The organism is Ignavibacteriota bacterium, assembly GCA_016707525.1.
Classification (GTDB): Bacteria; Bacteroidota; Ignavibacteria; order UBA10030; family UBA6906; genus JAGDMK01.
Genome location: JADJHP010000002.1, coordinates 354,943 through 373,164, shown reverse-complemented (window position 1 = coordinate 373,164; position 18,222 = coordinate 354,943). Strand labels below are relative to the sequence as shown.

Here is an 18,222-nt window from a genome sequence, read left to right as displayed (position 1 = left end):
TTCTGACACAGGCCGCCGGAGGCAGTACCCTCCTCGGCCTGCTCCCTGTACCATTCGCCCATGCTCACGGCCGTCAACCCCCGGAACCCATGCCACAGTTCTCAGCCCTGACCCTCCCGGATGCATCGCGCCGGCTGGACCTTTCTCCGGCCCGGTGGATCTGGTATCCATCGGAACGCACGCTCCCCAATACCGTCGTGCTGTTCCGCCATACCATCAACATCCCGGCCCCCCTCCGCTCCGCGATCGGGTGGATCGCAGCCGATAGCCGGTATCTCCTTACTATAGACGGTGTCCGCGTTCAGTGGGGACCGGCACCCGCCGACCCCCGCCGGATGGAAGTGGACCCGCTGGAACTCCAGCGCCTCCTCACCCCGGGCAACCATACCATCGGCGTCACGGTCCTCTATTATGGAGGGGGCGACGGGACCCACCCCGTCGGCAAGCCCGGGTTCATCTTCACCCTGACCACGACCTCTGCTGATGGGACCACGGCCACCCTCGTCTCTGACGACTCATGGCAATCCCACCTGAGCACCGCATGGCCGGCCGGCAACTATAAACGATGGTATGTCCGCGCGTTCCAGGAGATGTTCGATGCGCGGAAACACCCCTACGGCTGGGATACGAATGGCTTCCCCACGGATGGCCGGTGGCTGCACGCCATGGTCGTGGACTGCCCCCCTTCCCTCCCACCGTCCTGCTCTTCGTACCCTGACCATCTGCTCGACGCCCGGGCAACACGGAACGGATCCTGCCTCGTCCCCCGCAGCATCCCGATGCTCCGCGAACACCCCGTGCCCGTCGATGCACTGGTCGAAGCCTATACGATAACCTGGCACCGGCCGGCAGAGGAATACTTCGACGTCCTCCCGCCCAACGCGTTCACGGCGGCACCCCTGACAGTGACGAGCGCAGGGGCCGGTTCATGGAGCGTCGACCTCGACGGTGCGACAGCAAAGGCATTGACCTTCGCCCTGCGCGACCAGCATGTCGGGTTCCCCTACTTCACCATCGATGCCCCCGCCGGTACCATCGTAGAACTGATGGTGCAGGAAGGGCACACGCCCGGTGGTCCCCCGCTGCTGAATACGCATTTCCACGCGTGGGCCCGGTTCATCTGCGCGGGAGGCGTGCAGACATTTCAGACGCTCGACTACGAAGCGGCACGCTGGATCCAATTGCACATACGAGGGACAGCCGCGAAAGTTACCATCAGCAATGTCGGCATGCTCCGTCGCGTCTTCCCCTGGCCCGTGGAACCACGCGCATCGGTGAATGAACCCGCGTTGCAGCGGCTCATGGATTCCTGCGTGAACACGCTGTACAACAGCGCGCAGGAGACCGCGGTGGATGGGATGGGCCGCGAGCGCCAGCAGTACAGCGGCGACGGCGCGCACCAGCTTCACGCCGCCTACATGACCTTCGGCGAAGCCCGCATCGGCGCACGCTTCCTCGCGACGTTCAGTCAGGGGCTGATGATCGACGGTTACTTCTTCGACTGCTGGCCGGCATACGACCGTCTCGCCCGCGTGATGGAACGGCAGCTCGACATGACCCCCTGGGGCCCGCTCCTGGACCACAGCGTGGGGTTCGGATTCGATATCTTCCATCATCATCTGTACACCGCGGACACGGCTGCTGTCCGCGAACCGTTCATCCGCTATCAACGCTTCGTGCACTATCTGCACTCGATCCGACAGGAGGACGGCCTCCTGCCGGTGACGGACCTCGGCATTCCCGCCGTATGGATCGATCACGTTGCGTACCAATACGGAAAGCCACTGCACAAACAGTGCGCATTCAATCTGTACGCTGCCGCCATGCTCCGCTCTGCGTTCGCGCCTGTGGCGCGCGCACTCGGGCACGCGGACTGGGCGGACTTCGCCGATGGCCTCGGCGCATCGATCGTTGATGCCGCTGTGCGTGCATTCTGGAGTGAACGCGACCGGCTCTTCATCGTCAACCGCCCCTGGCTTGCCTCCGGTGAAGAACCCCGTCTCTGCGACCGGTCACTCGCAACAGCCGTGATCTTCGACCAATGCCCCGGTGGCGATATCCGCGCGGCGGTCGATGCCCTCGCATCGCCTCCACCACACATGGGGATCTCGTATCCGGCGAACGCCTGCTGGCGCTATTGGGCACTCGCCCGTGGCGGACGCACCGATGTTGTCCTCCGCGACTTCCGCGAGCGCTGGGCAACGATGCCGTCGGTCCTTCAGAACAACACGATCTTCGAGAACTGGACGGCGGCACCCGACAGCGGCGACCTCTGGAGCCACTGCGCGGTGGTCCCCCTCTATCTCCTGACCCAGGGGATCGCCGGGATCCGGCCGACAGCGCCGGGGTTCACACAGTGCACGGTTCGCCCACAGCCCGCGGACCTTGGACACATCGCGCTGACGGTTCCCACGCCACACGGGCCCATCGAGTTCGAGTGCACGGGCACACGCGGGGACCGGACGCTGCGGCTCAATGTTCCCCGGGGTGCACCGCGGATCTCATCCTGGACGAACGGGAAGCGGTGTCCCTGTCCGCCGCTCCGGGCATCGCGGACAGCGGAGTGCGCCGGCACAGGTTCCCATCAGGCAGCGCACAGACACTTCATCTCAGGTACACGTAAGCATGCAGGGACAGAGCCACATCTTGAGCGAACGACGGGAGGATGCACGATGCGCCTGATCATCACGCGGTCCAAATGGGACCTCGATGCACTGCCCTTCGAGGACTTTCTCGTGTATGCCCGCGGCGCGGGCTTCGACGGCACCGAGATCCATCTCCCCTCGCTCCACGCATCGCCGGAGGAGTGCATTGCGCTCCACGAGAAGCACGGACTCGCGTTCGTTGCCATGATCACAAGCGAGGGAAAGACCGCCGAGGAGCACTGCCGATCGCTCGAAGAGCGGTACCGTGCGGCGGTCCGCTGCCGCCCGCTCCACGTGAACTGTCACACCGGGCGCGACATCTTCACACTCGAGGAGAATCTCCGGATCTTCCGCACCGCACGCGCCCTGGAACAGGAAGCAGGCATCACGATCTGTCATGAGACGCACCGCGGCCGCGCAACCTACAGTGCGATCGCGACGCGGGCGCTTCTCACAGCGATGCCGGAACTCCGGATCAACGCCGACTTCTCGCATTGGTGCTGCGTGCATGAGTCGCTCCTCCACGATCAGGAGGAGACCATGACGCTGGCGATCATGCAGTCCTCGTATATCCACGCCCGCGTCGGACACATGGAGGGACCACAGGTGAGCGATCCCCGCGCACCGGAATGGAGCGCCGAAGTGGAACGGCATATGCAGTGGTGGGAGTTGATCGCTGCGGAACACGCCCGGCGTGGCGCCTCGTACCTTGCCGTCTGTCCGGAATTCGGCCCCGCACCGTACATGCCCGCACTGCCGTTCACGCGCCAGCCCGTCACGGATATCCGTGAGATCGTGATCCACATGATGCACCAGCTCCGCAGGCGGCTCCAGCCGTTCTGTGTGCCCGTTTCATAGTCCACGTTTCGCGTATTGGAGAGTACTACAATGATCATTGCAGACCTGGGTGTCGTCGAAGGACGCCGGTACCCGGCACGACGCCGGACCCAGAATCTTGTCGGAGGCGCCTCACCCATTCAGGCCATGAATTTCGCCATGGGGCACGTGACCCTGGATCCGAAAGGCGGACAGGTGCCGTGGCATAATCAGGACCAAGAAGAAGTGTATTATATAATAGAAGGGACCGCCGAAATGTGCCTCGGCGAAGAGCGGCAGGTCCTGAAAACCGGCCAGGCAGCATACATCCCGCCCGGGGTCTACCACCAGATCACCAACATCGGTGACACCCCCATGCGGATGCTCTATTGCTACGCGCCCGGCGGCGATGTCGCGCACTGGCGGCAGGAGCTCAGCGGTACCCTTCCCCGTGCCGGACACGAAGCACCGCCGCTCCCTGCCGGAGCGCAGGCCCAGTGTACGGAACCACCAACGCAGTGAACGAGATTTTGTTTTGGAGAATGGACACATGTCAACTACAACGCATCACGTCGGCATCATCATGAACGGGGTCACGGGCCGCATGGGGTCGAATCAACACCTCATGCGCTCCATCGTGGCCATCATGCGCCAGGGAGGCGTCCGGCTGAATGACCGCGAAGTGGTCATGCCCGACCCGATCCTTGTCGGCCGCAATGCCCAACGCCTTGAACAACTCGCCGCGAGTTCCGGCATCGTCCGGTGGACCACCGACCTTGGCAAGGCGCTTGCCGACACACACAACACCATCTATTTCGATGCCCAGGTCACGAACCTGCGCGTCCCGGCGATCCGCGCCGCTATCAAGGCGGGCAAACATATCTATTGCGAGAAGCCCACGGCACTCACCACCGATGAAGCCTACGATCTCTATCTTCTTGCGGAAGAAAAGGGCGTGAAGCACGGCGTGGTGCAGGACAAACTGTGGCTTCCCGGACTCATCAAGCTGCGGTTGCTGAGAGACAGCGGATTCTTCGGCCGTATCCTTTCCGTGAAAGGCGACTTCGGGTACTGGGTCTTCGAGGGAGAACATATCCCCGCGCAACGGCCGTCGTGGAACTACCGCGTCGAAGACGGCGGCGGGATCATCTTCGATATGCTCTGCCACTGGCGCTACGTTCTCGACAATGTGATCGCACCGGTCCGCAGCGTCTCCTGCCTCGGCGCCACACATGTCCCCACACGCTGGGATGAATCGGGCAAGCCGTATGCATGCACCGCGGATGATGCCGCATACGCGACCTTCGAACTGAACGACGGCATCGTTGCCCAGTTCAACTCGTCGTGGACCACCCGTGTCCGCCGTGACGATCTCCTCACCATCCAGGTCGATGGGACCCTGGGTTCTGCCGTTGCGGGACTGCGGGACTGCGTCATCCAGCCGGCACATGCAACACCGCGTCCGACATGGAATCCGGACGTCGAGAACCCGTTCACGTTCCTGGATCAGTGGATGACCGTCCCCTCGCAGCAGGCATTCGACAACGCCTTCAAGATCCAATGGGAATTGTACCTGCGCCACATCGCGGCGAACGAACCGTTCCCCTGGGACCTGCTCGAGGGCGCCAAGGGTGTGCAACTCGCGGAGAAGGGCATCGAGTCGTGGAAGGACAGGAAGTGGATCCCCCTTCCCGATCTCAAGATCGTACAGAAAGGCTGAACTATGCTCCCCGGGAACCAGCAACTCTTTCAGCAGTACCGCGCCACGTTGCTTGACGATGTCCTGCCGTTCTGGGACAAACATTCGCGCGACCCGCAGGGCGGGTTCTTCACGTGCCTCGACCGCACAGGCGAGGTCTATGACACGGACAAGTTCGTCTGGCTGCAGGGCAGACAGACGTGGACGTATGCCATGCTCTACAACCGGATGGAGAAACGTCCGGAGTGGCTCGCCATGGCGAAACACGGGGCGGATTTTCTCCGGGCGCACGGCAGGGATGCCAGCGGCGACTGGTACTTCTCGCTGAACCGCGAAGGGGCACCGCTGGTCCAACCCTACAACATCTTCAGCGACTGCTTCGCGGCCGTCGGTCTCAGCCAGTATGCGCTGGCATCGGGTGATGAAGAAGCAAAGGACATCGCGCTCAACGCGTTCCGGAATATGCTGCGCCGGGAACACTTCCCGAAAGGGAAGTACACCAAGGCCTATCCCGGAACCCGGAGCCTCCGCTCCTTTGCGTTCCCGATGATGTTCCTCCACGTCGCGCATGAACTTGAGTGGCTCCTCCCGAAGGACCTGTTCGAGGAGAACACACGCCGGTGGATGAACGACATCGATACCTTGTTCATCGACAAAGCGAGCGGCCTCGTCTACGAGAACGTGGCTCCGGACGGGAGCCATCCGGACACGTTCGAGGGGCGCCTGCTGAATCCTGGCCACGGCCTCGAAGGCATGTGGTTCCTCATGGACGCCGCGCTCAAACGAGGCGATACAGCTCTTGCTCACCGCGCGGCGGATTCCCTGCTGCGTATCCTCGAGTTCTCGTGGGACAAGGAATACGGCGGGATCTTCGGGTTCCTGGATGCCCGGGGCAGGCCCTGCGAAAAGCTCGAGTGGGACCAGAAGTTCTGGTGGGCCCACATTGAGACGCTCGTCGCGCTGCTCATGGCAGAGACGCGGCTTGGCCGGACGGACTGCCGGCCGTGGTTCGAGAAGGTGCATGAGTACACCTGGTCGCACTACCCCGACCCCGCCTATGGTGAGTGGTTCGGATATCTCAACCGACGGGGAGAGGTCGCGCTCCCGCTGAAGGGCGGCAAGTGGAAGGGTTGCTATCACCTCCCCCGCTGCCTGTTCATGTGCGCACAGATGCTCGACCCTGCGGCCCCCCGGCCGCGCTGATCGCACACCCCCGGTGCAACGGCGTTTCTCATCTGAAACGCCGTTGCATTCGAGGAAGATTTCCCGTATCTCCCCTGTAGGAAGCCCACCGCGCTGTCCCCGCAAGCACATTCATTGGAGATCCGCGATGCAGAAGGACCTGAAAGAGATCTACGATCGGGAAGGCTATGTTGTCGTCCGCGAAGCCATCGACAGTGCGCTCGTCGAAGAGGCACAGCGGCATGTCCACTGGCTCCTGGAAAAGAACCCCGGCGTCCGGCCGGAGCAACTCCATGCTCATCTCGCCTGGAACGACCCGTTCTGGGTGCGGCTCATCAGCGATAACCGCCTTCTGGATATCGCGCAGCAATTCGTCGGGCCCGACATCGCCCTCTTTGCGACACACTACATCTGCAAGCCGCCGCGCACGGGGCAGGCGGTGCTCTGGCATCAGGACGGCAGCTACTGGCCCATCGAACCGATGAACGTGATCACCATGTGGCTGGCCGTCTCCGACTCCATGCCTGCGAATGGATGCATGCGTGTCATCCCGCGCACCCACCATCTGGTCCTCGAACAGCATGAGGAGCGAAAGGATGTGGACAACGTCCTCGGTTCGGCGATGAAGGAGCAGTACGTGGATGAGTCAAAGGCCATCGACGTGATCCTCAAGGCCGGTGACCTGTCGATCCATCACCCCAACACCATTCATGGATCGGAAGCGAACACCTCCGACCTGTGGCGCATGGGATTGACCATCCGCTACATCCCCACCACCACACGCCTCCTGAAGCCGGAGATGGCGGCGCCGTTCCTCCTCCGTGGCAACGCCGTGCCGGGCATCAATGACTACCGCCCGCGGCCACGCTATCAGGACGGCGTCCACATGGCATTTGCCGGATGCGACCGGTGGAAATGAGTGAAGCCCATGCAACCGACGAAGTACGCCACCCTTCTCAGCACCGTCGCCGCACTTGGCGGGCTCCTCTTCGGCTACGATACGGCGGTGGTCGCGGGTGCGATCGGGTTTCTCCGTGACCACTTCTCGCTGGATGCCGCTGAGACAGGGTTTGCGGCATCCAGTGCCCTCCTCGGCTGCATCCTCGGAGCCGCCGGGGCGGGCTCGCTGAGCGACCGGTTCGGCAGGAGGAGGGCGCTTCTCCTTTCCGCCCTCTTCTTCACCGTCTCCGCGATCTGGTCGGCGATCCCCAACTCCCTCACCGAATTCAACATCGCCCGCGTCATCGGCGGCGTCGGCGTCGGCATGGCCTCGATGCTCTCGCCGCTGTATATCGCCGAGATAGCGCCTGCCGGGATCCGCGGCCGGCTCATCTCCTTCAATCAATTCGCGATCGTCAGCGGTATCCTGCTCGTCTACTTCGTCAATTACTGGATCGCAGGACTCGGCGACCAGGCATGGAACACCTCGACAGGCTGGCGATGGATGTTCGGCTCGGAAACGATCCCCGCGCTCCTGTTCATGCTCTCCCTTGCCGCGATCCCCGAAAGCCCCCGCTGGCTCATCAAGCAGGGGCGGGTTGACGAAGCCACCGCGACCCTCACCCGGCTCTCCGGCGCCGCACATGCACACCAGGAGGTACGGGAGATCACGGAAGCGATCGCCCTGGAAGGATCCTCACTGCGCGACCTGCTCCGGCCCGGGATCCGCCGGACATTCGTGATCGGCCTCTCACTGGCGGTCCTCCAGCAGATCACCGGCATCAATGTCTTCCTCTACTATGCACCCGAGATCTTCAAGTCGCTTGGCTCGGGAACCGATGCGGCGTTGCTCCAGACCGTGGTCATCGGCGCGTGCAACGTGCTGTTCACGGTCGTGGCGATACGCACCGTGGACCACCTCGGGCGCAGGCCTCTGCTGATGATCGGTGCAGCAGGGATGGGGGCCGCGCTGGCCGGGTTGGGGTGGAGTGCCTACACCTCGACCACCGCAGCGTGGACACTCATCTTCATCCTCGGCTATATCGCCTGCTTCGCGCTGTCGATGGGCCCGGTGGTCTGGGTCGTGCTCGCCGAGATCTTCCCCACACGCCTCCGCGGCCGCGCAATGGCGGCCGCCACGTTCCTGCTCTGGATGTCGAACTTCATCATTTCACAAACGTTCCCGATGTTGGATGCGAATGCGTGGCTGGTCGAACACTTCCACCACGCATTCCCCTTCTGGCTGTATGCGTTCTTCTGCGTCGCCACCGTCGTTCTGGTCTGGCGATTCCTTCCTGAAACGAAAGGGAAGACCCTCGAAGAGATCGAACGATCCTGGATCCACTGAGGCCGACGATGCCAACGACGATAACGATCCACGCCCATGATGCCATCGGTGTGATCCGGCCGGAACTACACGGACACTTTCTCGAACACCTGGGTACGGCCACCTACGGCGGGATCTGGGTCGGACGCGACAGTACGATACCCAACATCGATGGCCTCCGCGCTCGTGCGGTGGAGTATCTTCGCACCCTTGCCGTTCCCGTACTCCGCTGGCCCGGCGGGTGTTTCGCCGATGCCTATCACTGGCGCGACGGGATCGGTCCGGCAGAGCGGCGGCCGCGCACCGTGAATCACACCTGGGGCGGATCGATCGAGGACAATGGCTTCGGGACGCACGAGTTCATGCACCTGTGTTCCCTCATCGGCGCACAGCCCTACCTGGCAGCGAACATGGGAAGCGGCTCTCCGTCCGAACTTCGCGATTGGGTGGAATACTGCAACTACCCGTCGGGCAGCACGCTCGCAGACATGCGGATCGGCAACGGCGCGCGCGATCCATTCGCCGTGCGCTACTGGGGCATCGGGAACGAGAGCTGGGCGTGCGGCGGGAACATGACCGCGGAAGAGTATGCCGCCCTCTATGCCCGCTTCGGTACGTTCGTCCCCACGTGCGGCGGCACAACACCGTACCTCATCGCCGTCGGACCGAACAACAACGACACCGCGTGGACACGGCGTTTCTTCACCGCGCTCAGCGCGGGACGCATGTTCACCCCGCGGATCCACGGATTCGCGATGCACTACTACAGCTGGGGGACCTGCGCCCCGACCCGGTACACGCCCGATGCTCTCCGCACCCAGTTCTCAAGTTTTGAGGGGATGGAGCACGCGATCGTCGAGCAGCGCGCATACCTGGACATGTTCGCTGAACGGGCAGGCATCCCCCGCATCGACCTGCTCGTGGACGAATGGGGCACGTGGGACGTGAGCGAGAAAGAGGTCGAAGACCAGTACGGGCTGTTCTGGCAGCAGAATACCATTCGCGACGCTGCCGCCGCGGCACTCGGCCTCAATGTCTTCCACCGGCACGCAGACAAGCTGGGAATGTGCAACATCGCTCAGGTCGCCAATGTCCTGCAGGCCTCGCTGCTCACCTCCGGGCCTGCGTGTGTCCGAACACCAACGTATCATGCCCTCGTCCTGATGAAGGATCACAGGAACCGGACGGCGCTCCGTGTGGAGTCCCCGCTGTCCCCGTCACGCGAGCTGTCGGTGTCCGCTTCGCGTGATGACCGGACGATCGTCGTGACGTGTGTGAACCCCGACCCTGGAGCACCCCGGGCGATCCGGCTGGATATCGGCGACGCATCCATTTCCGCGGTCGAAGGCGAAGAGATCGCGGACAATGATCCCAATGCATGTAACACCTTTGCGAACCCGGACCGGATCGTGCCGCACCCGGTCACCCCGGAGGTCTCAGGGGATACGATCGCAATGACCATGGCTCCCCTCTCCATCATGCATCTTCGGATCACCGTTTCCTGATCCCAGGGGCACGCTGCAACAAGGAAGAACTCCATGATCTCAAGCTCCCGCACTACCCGGTGCTTCATCATCGCGTGCTGTCTGGCCGTCTGCCCGCCCCGGACAGCCAGCAGTACCGGGAACGACAACGACCGTCTCTCATTCCCTTTCGCACCGGCGCGTCACGTGAATGCGATCGGCCTGCCGGATGACTGGCACAAGCCGTTGGTCACCGGGGATGGATCGCTTGCATACGATTTCGGGCCGGGCCCGTACGCCACACCGCTCACGGAGATCGGATTCCACATGAAGGCCGGCCCCGACACCGTAGCCGGACAATGGTACGATGACCCCCGCGTCCCGATAGCGTGTACGCAGCTGAAGAATGGGGCCAATGGCCTGACGGTGGAGGCATTCACCGTGATCCCGCCGCGCGGCCTTCCTCCCCCGTTCCCAGCGGCACACGGAAGGATCCGGCGTCCGGGAGGGCTTGAACGGGACGCGGTACTGGGCGTCGCCTCCCGCTGGGACCGATCCGGCATTCCGTTCTGTGGCATGGGGAACGAACCGTGCGATCCGCTATCGCGTGCAGGTCCCGCCAGGGTCGAGCCGCGTTGTGGCACTCGGCCTCTGTGAACCATACAAGGGCACGAAGCGGGCGCGCCTGGAATCGCTGGAGATCGAAGGAGCTCCTGCCCGCATCGTGGATCCGATGCCCGATGGACAGAGGAACAGGCCGTACGTTCATCTGTTCAAGGGGACGGACACCGATCGCAACGGATGGTTGACCATTGAGGTCCATGCTGCACCGGACAGTCCGGATCCGAACGTGATCCTGAACGCATTCTGGATCTTCCCTTCCGGCGCGGCGGTGACAGCGGCTGATGTGATCTCAGGGGAAGCCCGCCGCTTCGCGGAACTCGCGCACGAGTGCGGAAGTGAATGGGAACAGTGGGCACCGGTGACCCGGAAGGACCTGTTGGTAGCGCGCACCACGGGCAACGCCCAACCCGTCCTCTCGATCCGTTCACGCCGACCCTTGAGCGTCGATACCGGTACCGGGACGATACTTTCCGGTGATGCACCGTTCGTCATCACCGAGCCGAAGGCCGAACGGATCGCGCGCACCGGAGACTCGTTGCAGTTGTACTTCCCGCGCGGCACCGAGCACGTGGTGGCAACGGTGCTCACAGGCAAAGCCGTATCCGCGGGGGCCATCCGCATGCCTGACGCCGACCACGAACGCTCCCGTGCCGTGCGGTACTGGACAACACAGGGTCCAGTCCCTCCTGGTGCTATCACCGTACCGGATGCACGGCTGCAATATCTTCTTGAGACCAGTGCACGGACCATCTATCAGATCCGCGATCGCGTGGACGGCGGCATCCAGTTCCAGCCCGGCCCGAGCGTGTACCGTGGGCTCTGGCTCGGCGATGTGTTCCTGAGCGGGAGTGTCGCCCTGATGCTCGGCGACACGGCCTCCGTCCGCAGTGCGCTCGAGCACGGCTTGCAGTTTCAACGGCCCTCAGGCCAATTCATCGTCCTCCGTCCGGCGGATGCGTTGAACGAAACCCCCGTCTTCATCGCCATGATGTGCCGATACGCGTCCTTCGCGCGGAACGACGCATGGCTGCATCGTCACTGGAATGTCGTGCGGGCGGGCATCGGATGGATCGATGAGGTGCAGCGCCGTACCCGCGAGGTGCCGGGCGCACCGTACGCAGGATTGATGCCACCGGGATTCGTGGACGGCGGCATTGCGCACCGCACCGCGGACTATGGCACGGTCTGGTGGGCATTGATCGCACTCGACCACGCCATCGAAGCGGGATCGCGGCTCGGGTTCGTTCGCGACGCGGCCATGTGGTCGACGCTCCGGCGCAATATGACCGATGCGGTCCGCATCGCCATCCGGCGGGACATGACCGTGGATGAGCGGGGGCTTGCCTATCTTCCCGTCGGGATCGGCGATACAACACAGGGGATCGCACCCCAGCGCGGTCAGTATGCGTTCCTGTTGCCGATCCCATACGCTGAGATCTTCTATAGTGATGACGCTGACGTCGAACACGCCGTACGGTCGACGCTCGCCATGCTCGACAGCACCACGCGTGAGGGGATCATTGCAGGGAGCGGTTGGATGCAGGATGGCATCTGGGGCTGGCTCGGGGGCATTCACTCCCTCGCGCACCTCTACAGAAGGAACAGTGCAGCCGCGTACACCTCCCTGCAGGCGTATGCGGACCATGCGACGCCTCTCGGGACGTGGGTCGAGGAGCAACAACCGAAGGACGTGGGCACGAGGACATCCGGCGACATGTCGAACGCCGAGGCCGCGGCGTTCTTCGTCCAGGCCGTCCGCTCGTTCCTGGTCCGCGAACGTGGCACCACATTGCACCTGCTCGATGGGATCCCCGCTGCGTGGCTGGTCCCGGGGGCGCGGACGTCGGTGTCGAAAGGGGGATCGCTCCTCGGGCCCGTGGACCTGTCGCTTGAGGTCGCAGCAGACGGAGAGACCGCCGTGGTCAAGGTCGGGAAGGTGCCGGGGCGGAATGGGCGCGACCGGATCGTCCTGCATCTGGAAGCGCTCCGGGCATTGGGGTTCCGTCCTTCATCGGGCGGCGACGCTGCTTCCATCGAACTCCCTCTGGGGAGGGCGGCATCCTTCACGTTCGTTCGCAAAAGATAACAGTTTCTCCCGAACCATTCTTTATGTATATTGCACAACACCTGTTTCTGCCACTCCGGAAGTGTCCCATGCGTTCCTTGGCCTCTGTCCTCCTCATGCTGAGCATCATGCTCTGTGCCGGTGTCGCACCGGCCACGGCCCAAACCACCTTTTCCCCCGAAGAAAAGGAGCGCCTTGCCGCGAGCGTGCGGGAAGAATTCGCCCATGCCTGGAGTGGATATAAGAAGTATGCGTGGGGCCACGATGCCCTCCTCCCACTCAGCAAGAAGGGGTTCAACTGGTACAGTGACCCGCTCCTGATAGCTCAGATCGACGCGCTGGACACCATGATCATGATGGGGTTCAAGGCCGAGGCTGATTCCACCCGCGAGTACATCCTCACGCATCTGTCGTTCGACCACGACATGTTCGTGAAGGCGTTCGAGATCAATATCCGCCTGCTGGGCGGGCTCCTCTCCAGCTACCAGCTCACCGGGGATGAACGGTTCCTGAAGCTGGCGCGTGACCTCGGGGACCGGCTCATTCCGATCTTCAAATCTCCCAGCGGGTTGCCGTATGTGGAGGTCAATCTCAGGACCGGAGCTGTGCGCGGCACCAAGACGAATCCGGCAGAGATCGGGACCTATCTGATCGAGTTCGGCACACTCAGCCGCCTTACGGGCGAGGCGAAGTATTACAACTATGCCAAGTACGCCCTCCTCAATCTGTACGAGCGCCGGTCGGATCTGGGACTGTACGGTGACGGGATCGACTGTGTGACCGGCGAATGGACCGGTACGGATTCTCACATCTCCGCGTGCATCGATTCGTTCTTTGAATACCTCGTCAAAGGTGCGCTGATGTTCGAGGATCTCGATTGCCTCACGATGTGGCGCGAAGCCTATGTGGCCCTGAACACGTACGTGGCCGACTCCACCGCCTCCGGGCTGTGGTATGGCAAGGTGAACATGAACACCGGCGCGCGCACGGCAACGGTCACCGGGGCGCTGGATGCATTTTATCCGGCGGTACTGAGCCTTGCAGGCGACGTGAAGCAGGCGGTCGACATGCAGGAATCATTCTTCACCATGTGGAAACGCCACGGGCTCGAACCCACGGAATTCGACTACACCACGATGAAAGCGGTGAAACCCGCCTACTACCTGAACCCCGAGATCATGGAATCGGCATTCTATCTCTACCGGGCCACGGGAGATCAGCGGTATCTGGAAATGGGCAAGGTCTTCCTGGACAGTCTGAAGACCCATTGCCGCACTGATGCCGGCTACGCGGAGTTGAAGAGCGTGATCACGAAGGAAAAGATGGACCGGATGGAGACCTACTTCCTTGCTGAAACGCTGAAGTACCTGTACCTCCTCTTTGCATCCGAGAGCGCTGTGAACCTCGATGGCGTCTTCTTCACAACGGAGGCCCATCCCCTGAGAAAGACCTGGTAGCCGTGGAACGGCCGCTTGGTGCAGAAGAAGAGGCCTCCCGTCTCCTGGCACTGTTCACGGGAAGGGACCAACTCGGTGACGCGATCGAGTTCATGCGCCATCACTTCGACGTCATCCAGGCGCGTTCGCAACTTCTGCTGACGCTGGCGACACTCGCTCTGACGATCACGGGATTTTCCGGGCCGAAGATCGCGCAGACGAATCTCTTCGCCCGATACAGCATGGCCCTCGGGATCGTCTTCGTCCTCTCGGCGGTCGTGATCCTGCTCCTGGGCGGCCTCCGCATCCGGTGGACCACGCAATTCCTGGGCGATGACCCTCAGGAGACGTTGGTCAGGATCATCCGGTATCGCAACCACAAGACACGCCTGTATTTCGTTGAACTTGGCCTCCTGGTCATTGGCCTGACGGCGTACGTTGCCAGCGTGGTGACGTACCTGCTCTACGGCCCCTGACCCCCGCGGCAATCGCATTGTACGGACGATCACTTCATTGGCGAAAGGGCTCACTCATGAAGTTACGCATAGTATTGCCGCTGATCCTTCTGACCACGGCCGTGCTCGGAGGCTGCGGCAAACGCGAAGGTTCTGCGACTTCCGGCAAGATGACCATCGCCGTTATACCGAAGGGAACAACACACGAGTTCTGGAAAGCCATCCACGCCGGCGCCGCGAAGGCGGGACAGGAGATGAACGTCGAGATCATCTGGAAAGGCCCGATGCGGGAAGACGACCGGGAGCAACAGATCTCCGTGATGGAAGACTTCATCAGCCGTGGCGTCAACGGCATCGTCCTTGCACCCCTCGATGACATCGCCCTGCGCGGGCCGGTGGCCAATGCCAAAGCGGCCGGGATCCCGGTGGTGATCATCGACTCCGATCTCAAGAGCGATGACTACGTCAGCTTCGCGGCCACGGACAATTACCTCGGCGGCAAGATGGGAGCCCTGGAGCTGATCCGGCTGCTGCATGGCAAAGGCCGCGTGGTCATGCTCCGGGTGATGGAGGGCGGTGCGAGCACCACCAACCGCGAGCGCGGTTTCCTCGAGACCATTGTCACGGCACCGGGGATCACGGTGGTGAGTTCGAATCAATACGGCGGGCCCACGGTCGAGTCGGCCTACCGGATGAGCGAGAACATCCTGGCGCCGCTCACGGACAAGTCCGGCGCCCTGACGATCGACGGCATCTTCACCCCCAACGAATCCACGACCTTCGGCATGCTCCGCGCATTGCAGGATGGCGGTCACGCCGGCAAGATCACCTTCGTCGGTTTTGATGCCTCGCCGAAGCTGGTCGAAGCGCTGCGGGTCGGCCAGCTGAATGCCTTCGTGGTCCAGAACCCGATGGGCATGGGATATATCGGCGTGAAGACCGTCGTCAGCCATCTGCGCGGCGAGAAGGTCGAGAAGCGCATCGACACGGGAGTCACCCTTGTGACACCGGAGAACATTGACAGGCCTGAAATGAAAGACCTCATTCAACCGGACCTGACACGGTGGCTGGAATGACGCAGGCAACACCGGTCCCCCGTTTCGCGATGCGGGGGATCCGCAAGAGGTACGGTGCCACGGTCGCACTCCAGGGAGTGGACCTCGCCGTCGCCCCGGGAGAGGTCCATGCGCTGATCGGCGAGAACGGTGCAGGCAAAAGCACGCTCATGAAGGTTCTCGCAGGTGCCATCCGACCCGACGAGGGTGAGATGCATCTGGACGGCGCGCCGTTCTCCCCGTCCACGACGCAGGCGGCACGCGAAGCCGGCGTCGCCATGATCTATCAGGAACTCTCCCTCGCGCCGCATCTTCCGGTCGGCGACAACATCATGCTCGGCATGGAGCCGATGCGTTTCGGGCTCCGCGACCGTACCGCGATCCGGGACCGTGCCCACGAGGCCCTTGCCATGCTGGGGTATGGATCGCTCGACACCCGCACACGCGTCGGCGACCTGCCGATCGCAACGCGTCAGGTCGTGGAGATCGCCCGCGCCCTCGCGGTGGGCTGCAAGATCCTCGTGCTGGATGAACCCACAAGCAGCCTGACGCTTGCCGACATCGATCACCTGTTCGGCGTGCTGGACACCCTCCGGAGCAAAGGCCACGCGATCGTCTACATCTCGCATTTCCTCGAAGAGGTAAAACGGATCTCGGACAAGTTCACGGTCCTTCGCGATGGACAGACGGTCGGCTCCGGCGCGATCGCGGACCACAGCATCGACGAGATCGTCAACCTCATGATCGGGCGCAAACTCGAACAGCTCTATCCGCACTCGAAGCGCACACCGGGCGAGATCATGATCCACGCCGTCGGGATCGGCGCTGCACCGAAACCCGTGAACGCCACCTTCGATCTGCGCCGCGGCGAGGTCCTCGGGCTCGCCGGACTCGTCGGAGCCGGACGCACGGAGTTGCTCCGCACCCTGTTCGGACTCGAACCGGTCGTGAGCGGCGAGATCACCCTCCAGGTGCATAGCGGATGGGCCTCGCCGAAGGACCGCTGGCAGCAGGGCGCCGGAATGGTGAGCGAGGACCGGGCCACGGAAGGGCTTGCCGGATCGCTGAGCGTCGCCAGCAATATCACCATGAACCTCTCGCACGATACCAGTCCGTTCGGCATCGTGCGCCCGCGGCACATCGATACGGTCGCACGGGAGTGGATCGACCGCCTTGGCATCCGCACACGCGGACCCGAGCAGGAGGTCCGCACACTGTCCGGCGGCAATCAGCAGAAGGTCGCGATCGCCCGGCTGCTCCATGAGAAGGTGGATATCCTCCTGCTCGACGAGCCGACACGTGGCATCGATGTCGCAAGTAAATCACAGATCTACGAACTGATCGACCGTCTGGCCGCGGGCGACCCGGAGCACGATATCCGGCCCAGGGCCATCCTGCTGGTCAGCAGCTACCTGCCGGAATTGCTCGGCGTGTGCGACCGTATCGCCGTGATGCACCGCGGTACGCTCGGGCCCGCCCGCCCGGCGCACGAATGGACAGAACACGCGCTCTTGCTCGCAGCGACAGGACAAGGTAATCCCGCATGAAACGCACATCTTCACTTGCCCAGACACTCGGACCGCTCATCGGACTCATTCTGATCTTCGCGCTGTTTGCGATCGGCGGGCCGTCGAGTTTCTCGTCGTTGAACAATCTTGAGACCATCGCACGGCAGACGGCGATCGTCGGGACCGCTGCGCTCGGCATGACGCTCATCATCATTGCGGGCGGCATCGACCTGTCCGTGGGATCGATCATTGCCCTCGTCACGGTCATCACCGCGGCACTGCTGCAGGCGGGGCTCCCGCCACTCGTCGCGGCGTCCGGCGGCATCGCCACCGGCCTCCTCTGCGGATTTTTGAACGGCTATCTGGTCACGCGGCTCAAGGTCGTCCCCTTCATTGTCACCCTCGGCACCCTGCTCGTCGTGCGCGGAGCGGCCAAGGGATTTGCGCACGAGCAGAAGATCGACGCCCCGCTCACATGGTTGAAAGAGCTATTGGCAGCGCTCCCGCAGGGCGAGGGCTGGCGCATCGTCCCGTGGGGAGTGTGGCTCGCGATCGGCCTCTCGTTCCTCGTGGCCGGCGTCCTGCTGTACACCCGGCTCGGCCGCCATATCATCGCCATCGGGTCGAACGAACAGACCGCACGGCTGTGCGGCGTACCCGTGGACCGGGTCAAACTGATCGTCTATTCGCTCGGCGGTGCATTCGCCGGCGTTGCGGGTATCCTGCAGTTCTCCCGGCTCACGGTGGGCGACCCGACCGTCGCCTCGGGCGTTGAACTGGATGTCATCGCTGCCGTCGTCATCGGCGGCGGAAGCCTGAATGGCGGCGAGGGTTCGATCGCCGGCACCATCGTCGGCGCACTTATCATGACCGTCATCCGCTCGGGGTGTGCCCAGATGGGCCTCCCGAATTGGGTCCAGGAAATAGTCACCGGCGTCATCATCGTGATCGCGGTCGCCCTGGACCGCTGGAGGCAGCGCCGCAAGGCGTTGGGAGCGGCGTAAAGGA

The 18,222-nt window shown here is 63.1% G+C and carries 14 protein-coding genes; all 14 read left to right on the top strand.

Features of this window, described 5'->3' with window-relative positions; genetic code table 11:
• Positions 1 to 89: 89 nt before the first annotated feature.
• The 14 genes from IPI01_05320 (at position 90) to IPI01_05255 (ending at position 18,218) form a co-directional block, all read left to right on the top strand.
• Positions 90 to 3,503 carry an alpha-L-rhamnosidase N-terminal domain-containing protein gene (locus IPI01_05320; protein MBK7257217.1) on the top strand — a complete coding sequence of 1,138 codons (3,414 nt, stop codon included), beginning with the start codon at positions 90 to 92 and terminating at the stop codon, positions 3,501 to 3,503.
• 30 nt (positions 3,504 to 3,533) lie between these two features.
• The gene (locus tag IPI01_05315) at positions 3,534 to 3,983 is read left to right on the top strand and encodes a cupin domain-containing protein (GenBank protein MBK7257216.1); all 450 of its coding nucleotides are present in this window, start codon (positions 3,534 to 3,536) and stop codon (positions 3,981 to 3,983) included.
• A gap of 61 nt (positions 3,984 to 4,044) precedes the next feature.
• Positions 4,045 to 5,181: a Gfo/Idh/MocA family oxidoreductase gene (locus IPI01_05310; protein ID MBK7257215.1), complete on the top strand. Its 1,137-nt coding sequence runs from the start codon at positions 4,045 to 4,047 to the stop codon at positions 5,179 to 5,181.
• A gap of 3 nt (positions 5,182 to 5,184) precedes the next feature.
• Positions 5,185 to 6,363 carry an AGE family epimerase/isomerase gene (locus IPI01_05305; protein ID MBK7257214.1) on the top strand — a complete coding sequence of 393 codons (1,179 nt, stop codon included), beginning with the start codon at positions 5,185 to 5,187 and terminating at the stop codon, positions 6,361 to 6,363.
• A 127-nt stretch (positions 6,364 to 6,490) separates the two neighbouring features.
• A complete protein-coding gene (locus IPI01_05300) occupies positions 6,491 to 7,261 on the top strand; it encodes a phytanoyl-CoA dioxygenase family protein (protein ID MBK7257213.1) in 771 nt (256 codons plus the stop codon).
• A gap of 9 nt (positions 7,262 to 7,270) precedes the next feature.
• On the top strand, positions 7,271 to 8,629 hold the full coding sequence (locus IPI01_05295; protein MBK7257212.1) for a sugar porter family MFS transporter: 1,359 nt from the start codon (positions 7,271 to 7,273) through the stop codon (positions 8,627 to 8,629).
• Positions 8,630 to 8,637: 8 nt separating this feature from the next.
• Positions 8,638 to 10,113, top strand: a complete 1,476-nt coding sequence (locus IPI01_05290) for an alpha-N-arabinofuranosidase (protein ID MBK7257211.1) — start codon at positions 8,638 to 8,640, stop codon at positions 10,111 to 10,113.
• Between the two features lie 33 nt (positions 10,114 to 10,146).
• A complete protein-coding gene (locus tag IPI01_05285; protein MBK7257210.1) occupies positions 10,147 to 10,728 on the top strand; it encodes a hypothetical protein in 582 nt (193 codons plus the stop codon).
• Positions 10,709 to 12,781 carry a hypothetical protein gene (locus IPI01_05280; protein ID MBK7257209.1) on the top strand — a complete coding sequence of 691 codons (2,073 nt, stop codon included), beginning with the start codon at positions 10,709 to 10,711 and terminating at the stop codon, positions 12,779 to 12,781. Before IPI01_05285 ends, IPI01_05280 begins: the two co-directional genes overlap by 20 nt.
• A gap of 68 nt (positions 12,782 to 12,849) precedes the next feature.
• Positions 12,850 to 14,217, top strand: coding sequence for a glycoside hydrolase family 47 protein (locus IPI01_05275; protein ID MBK7257208.1), 1,368 nt, complete (start codon positions 12,850 to 12,852; stop codon positions 14,215 to 14,217).
• Positions 14,218 to 14,219: 2 nt separating this feature from the next.
• On the top strand, positions 14,220 to 14,672 hold the full coding sequence (locus IPI01_05270) for a hypothetical protein (protein ID MBK7257207.1): 453 nt from the start codon (positions 14,220 to 14,222) through the stop codon (positions 14,670 to 14,672).
• A 56-nt stretch (positions 14,673 to 14,728) separates the two neighbouring features.
• On the top strand, positions 14,729 to 15,727 hold the full coding sequence (locus IPI01_05265) for a substrate-binding domain-containing protein (protein ID MBK7257206.1): 999 nt from the start codon (positions 14,729 to 14,731) through the stop codon (positions 15,725 to 15,727).
• Complete coding sequence (locus IPI01_05260; GenBank protein ID MBK7257205.1) at positions 15,724 to 17,253, top strand: sugar ABC transporter ATP-binding protein; 1,530 nt, start codon at positions 15,724 to 15,726, stop codon at positions 17,251 to 17,253. Before IPI01_05265 ends, IPI01_05260 begins: the two co-directional genes overlap by 4 nt.
• Positions 17,250 to 18,218, top strand: coding sequence for an ABC transporter permease (locus tag IPI01_05255; protein ID MBK7257204.1), 969 nt, complete (start codon positions 17,250 to 17,252; stop codon positions 18,216 to 18,218). The genes IPI01_05260 and IPI01_05255 overlap by 4 nt, the downstream gene beginning before the upstream one ends.
• The last annotated feature ends 4 nt before the right edge of the window (positions 18,219 to 18,222 follow it).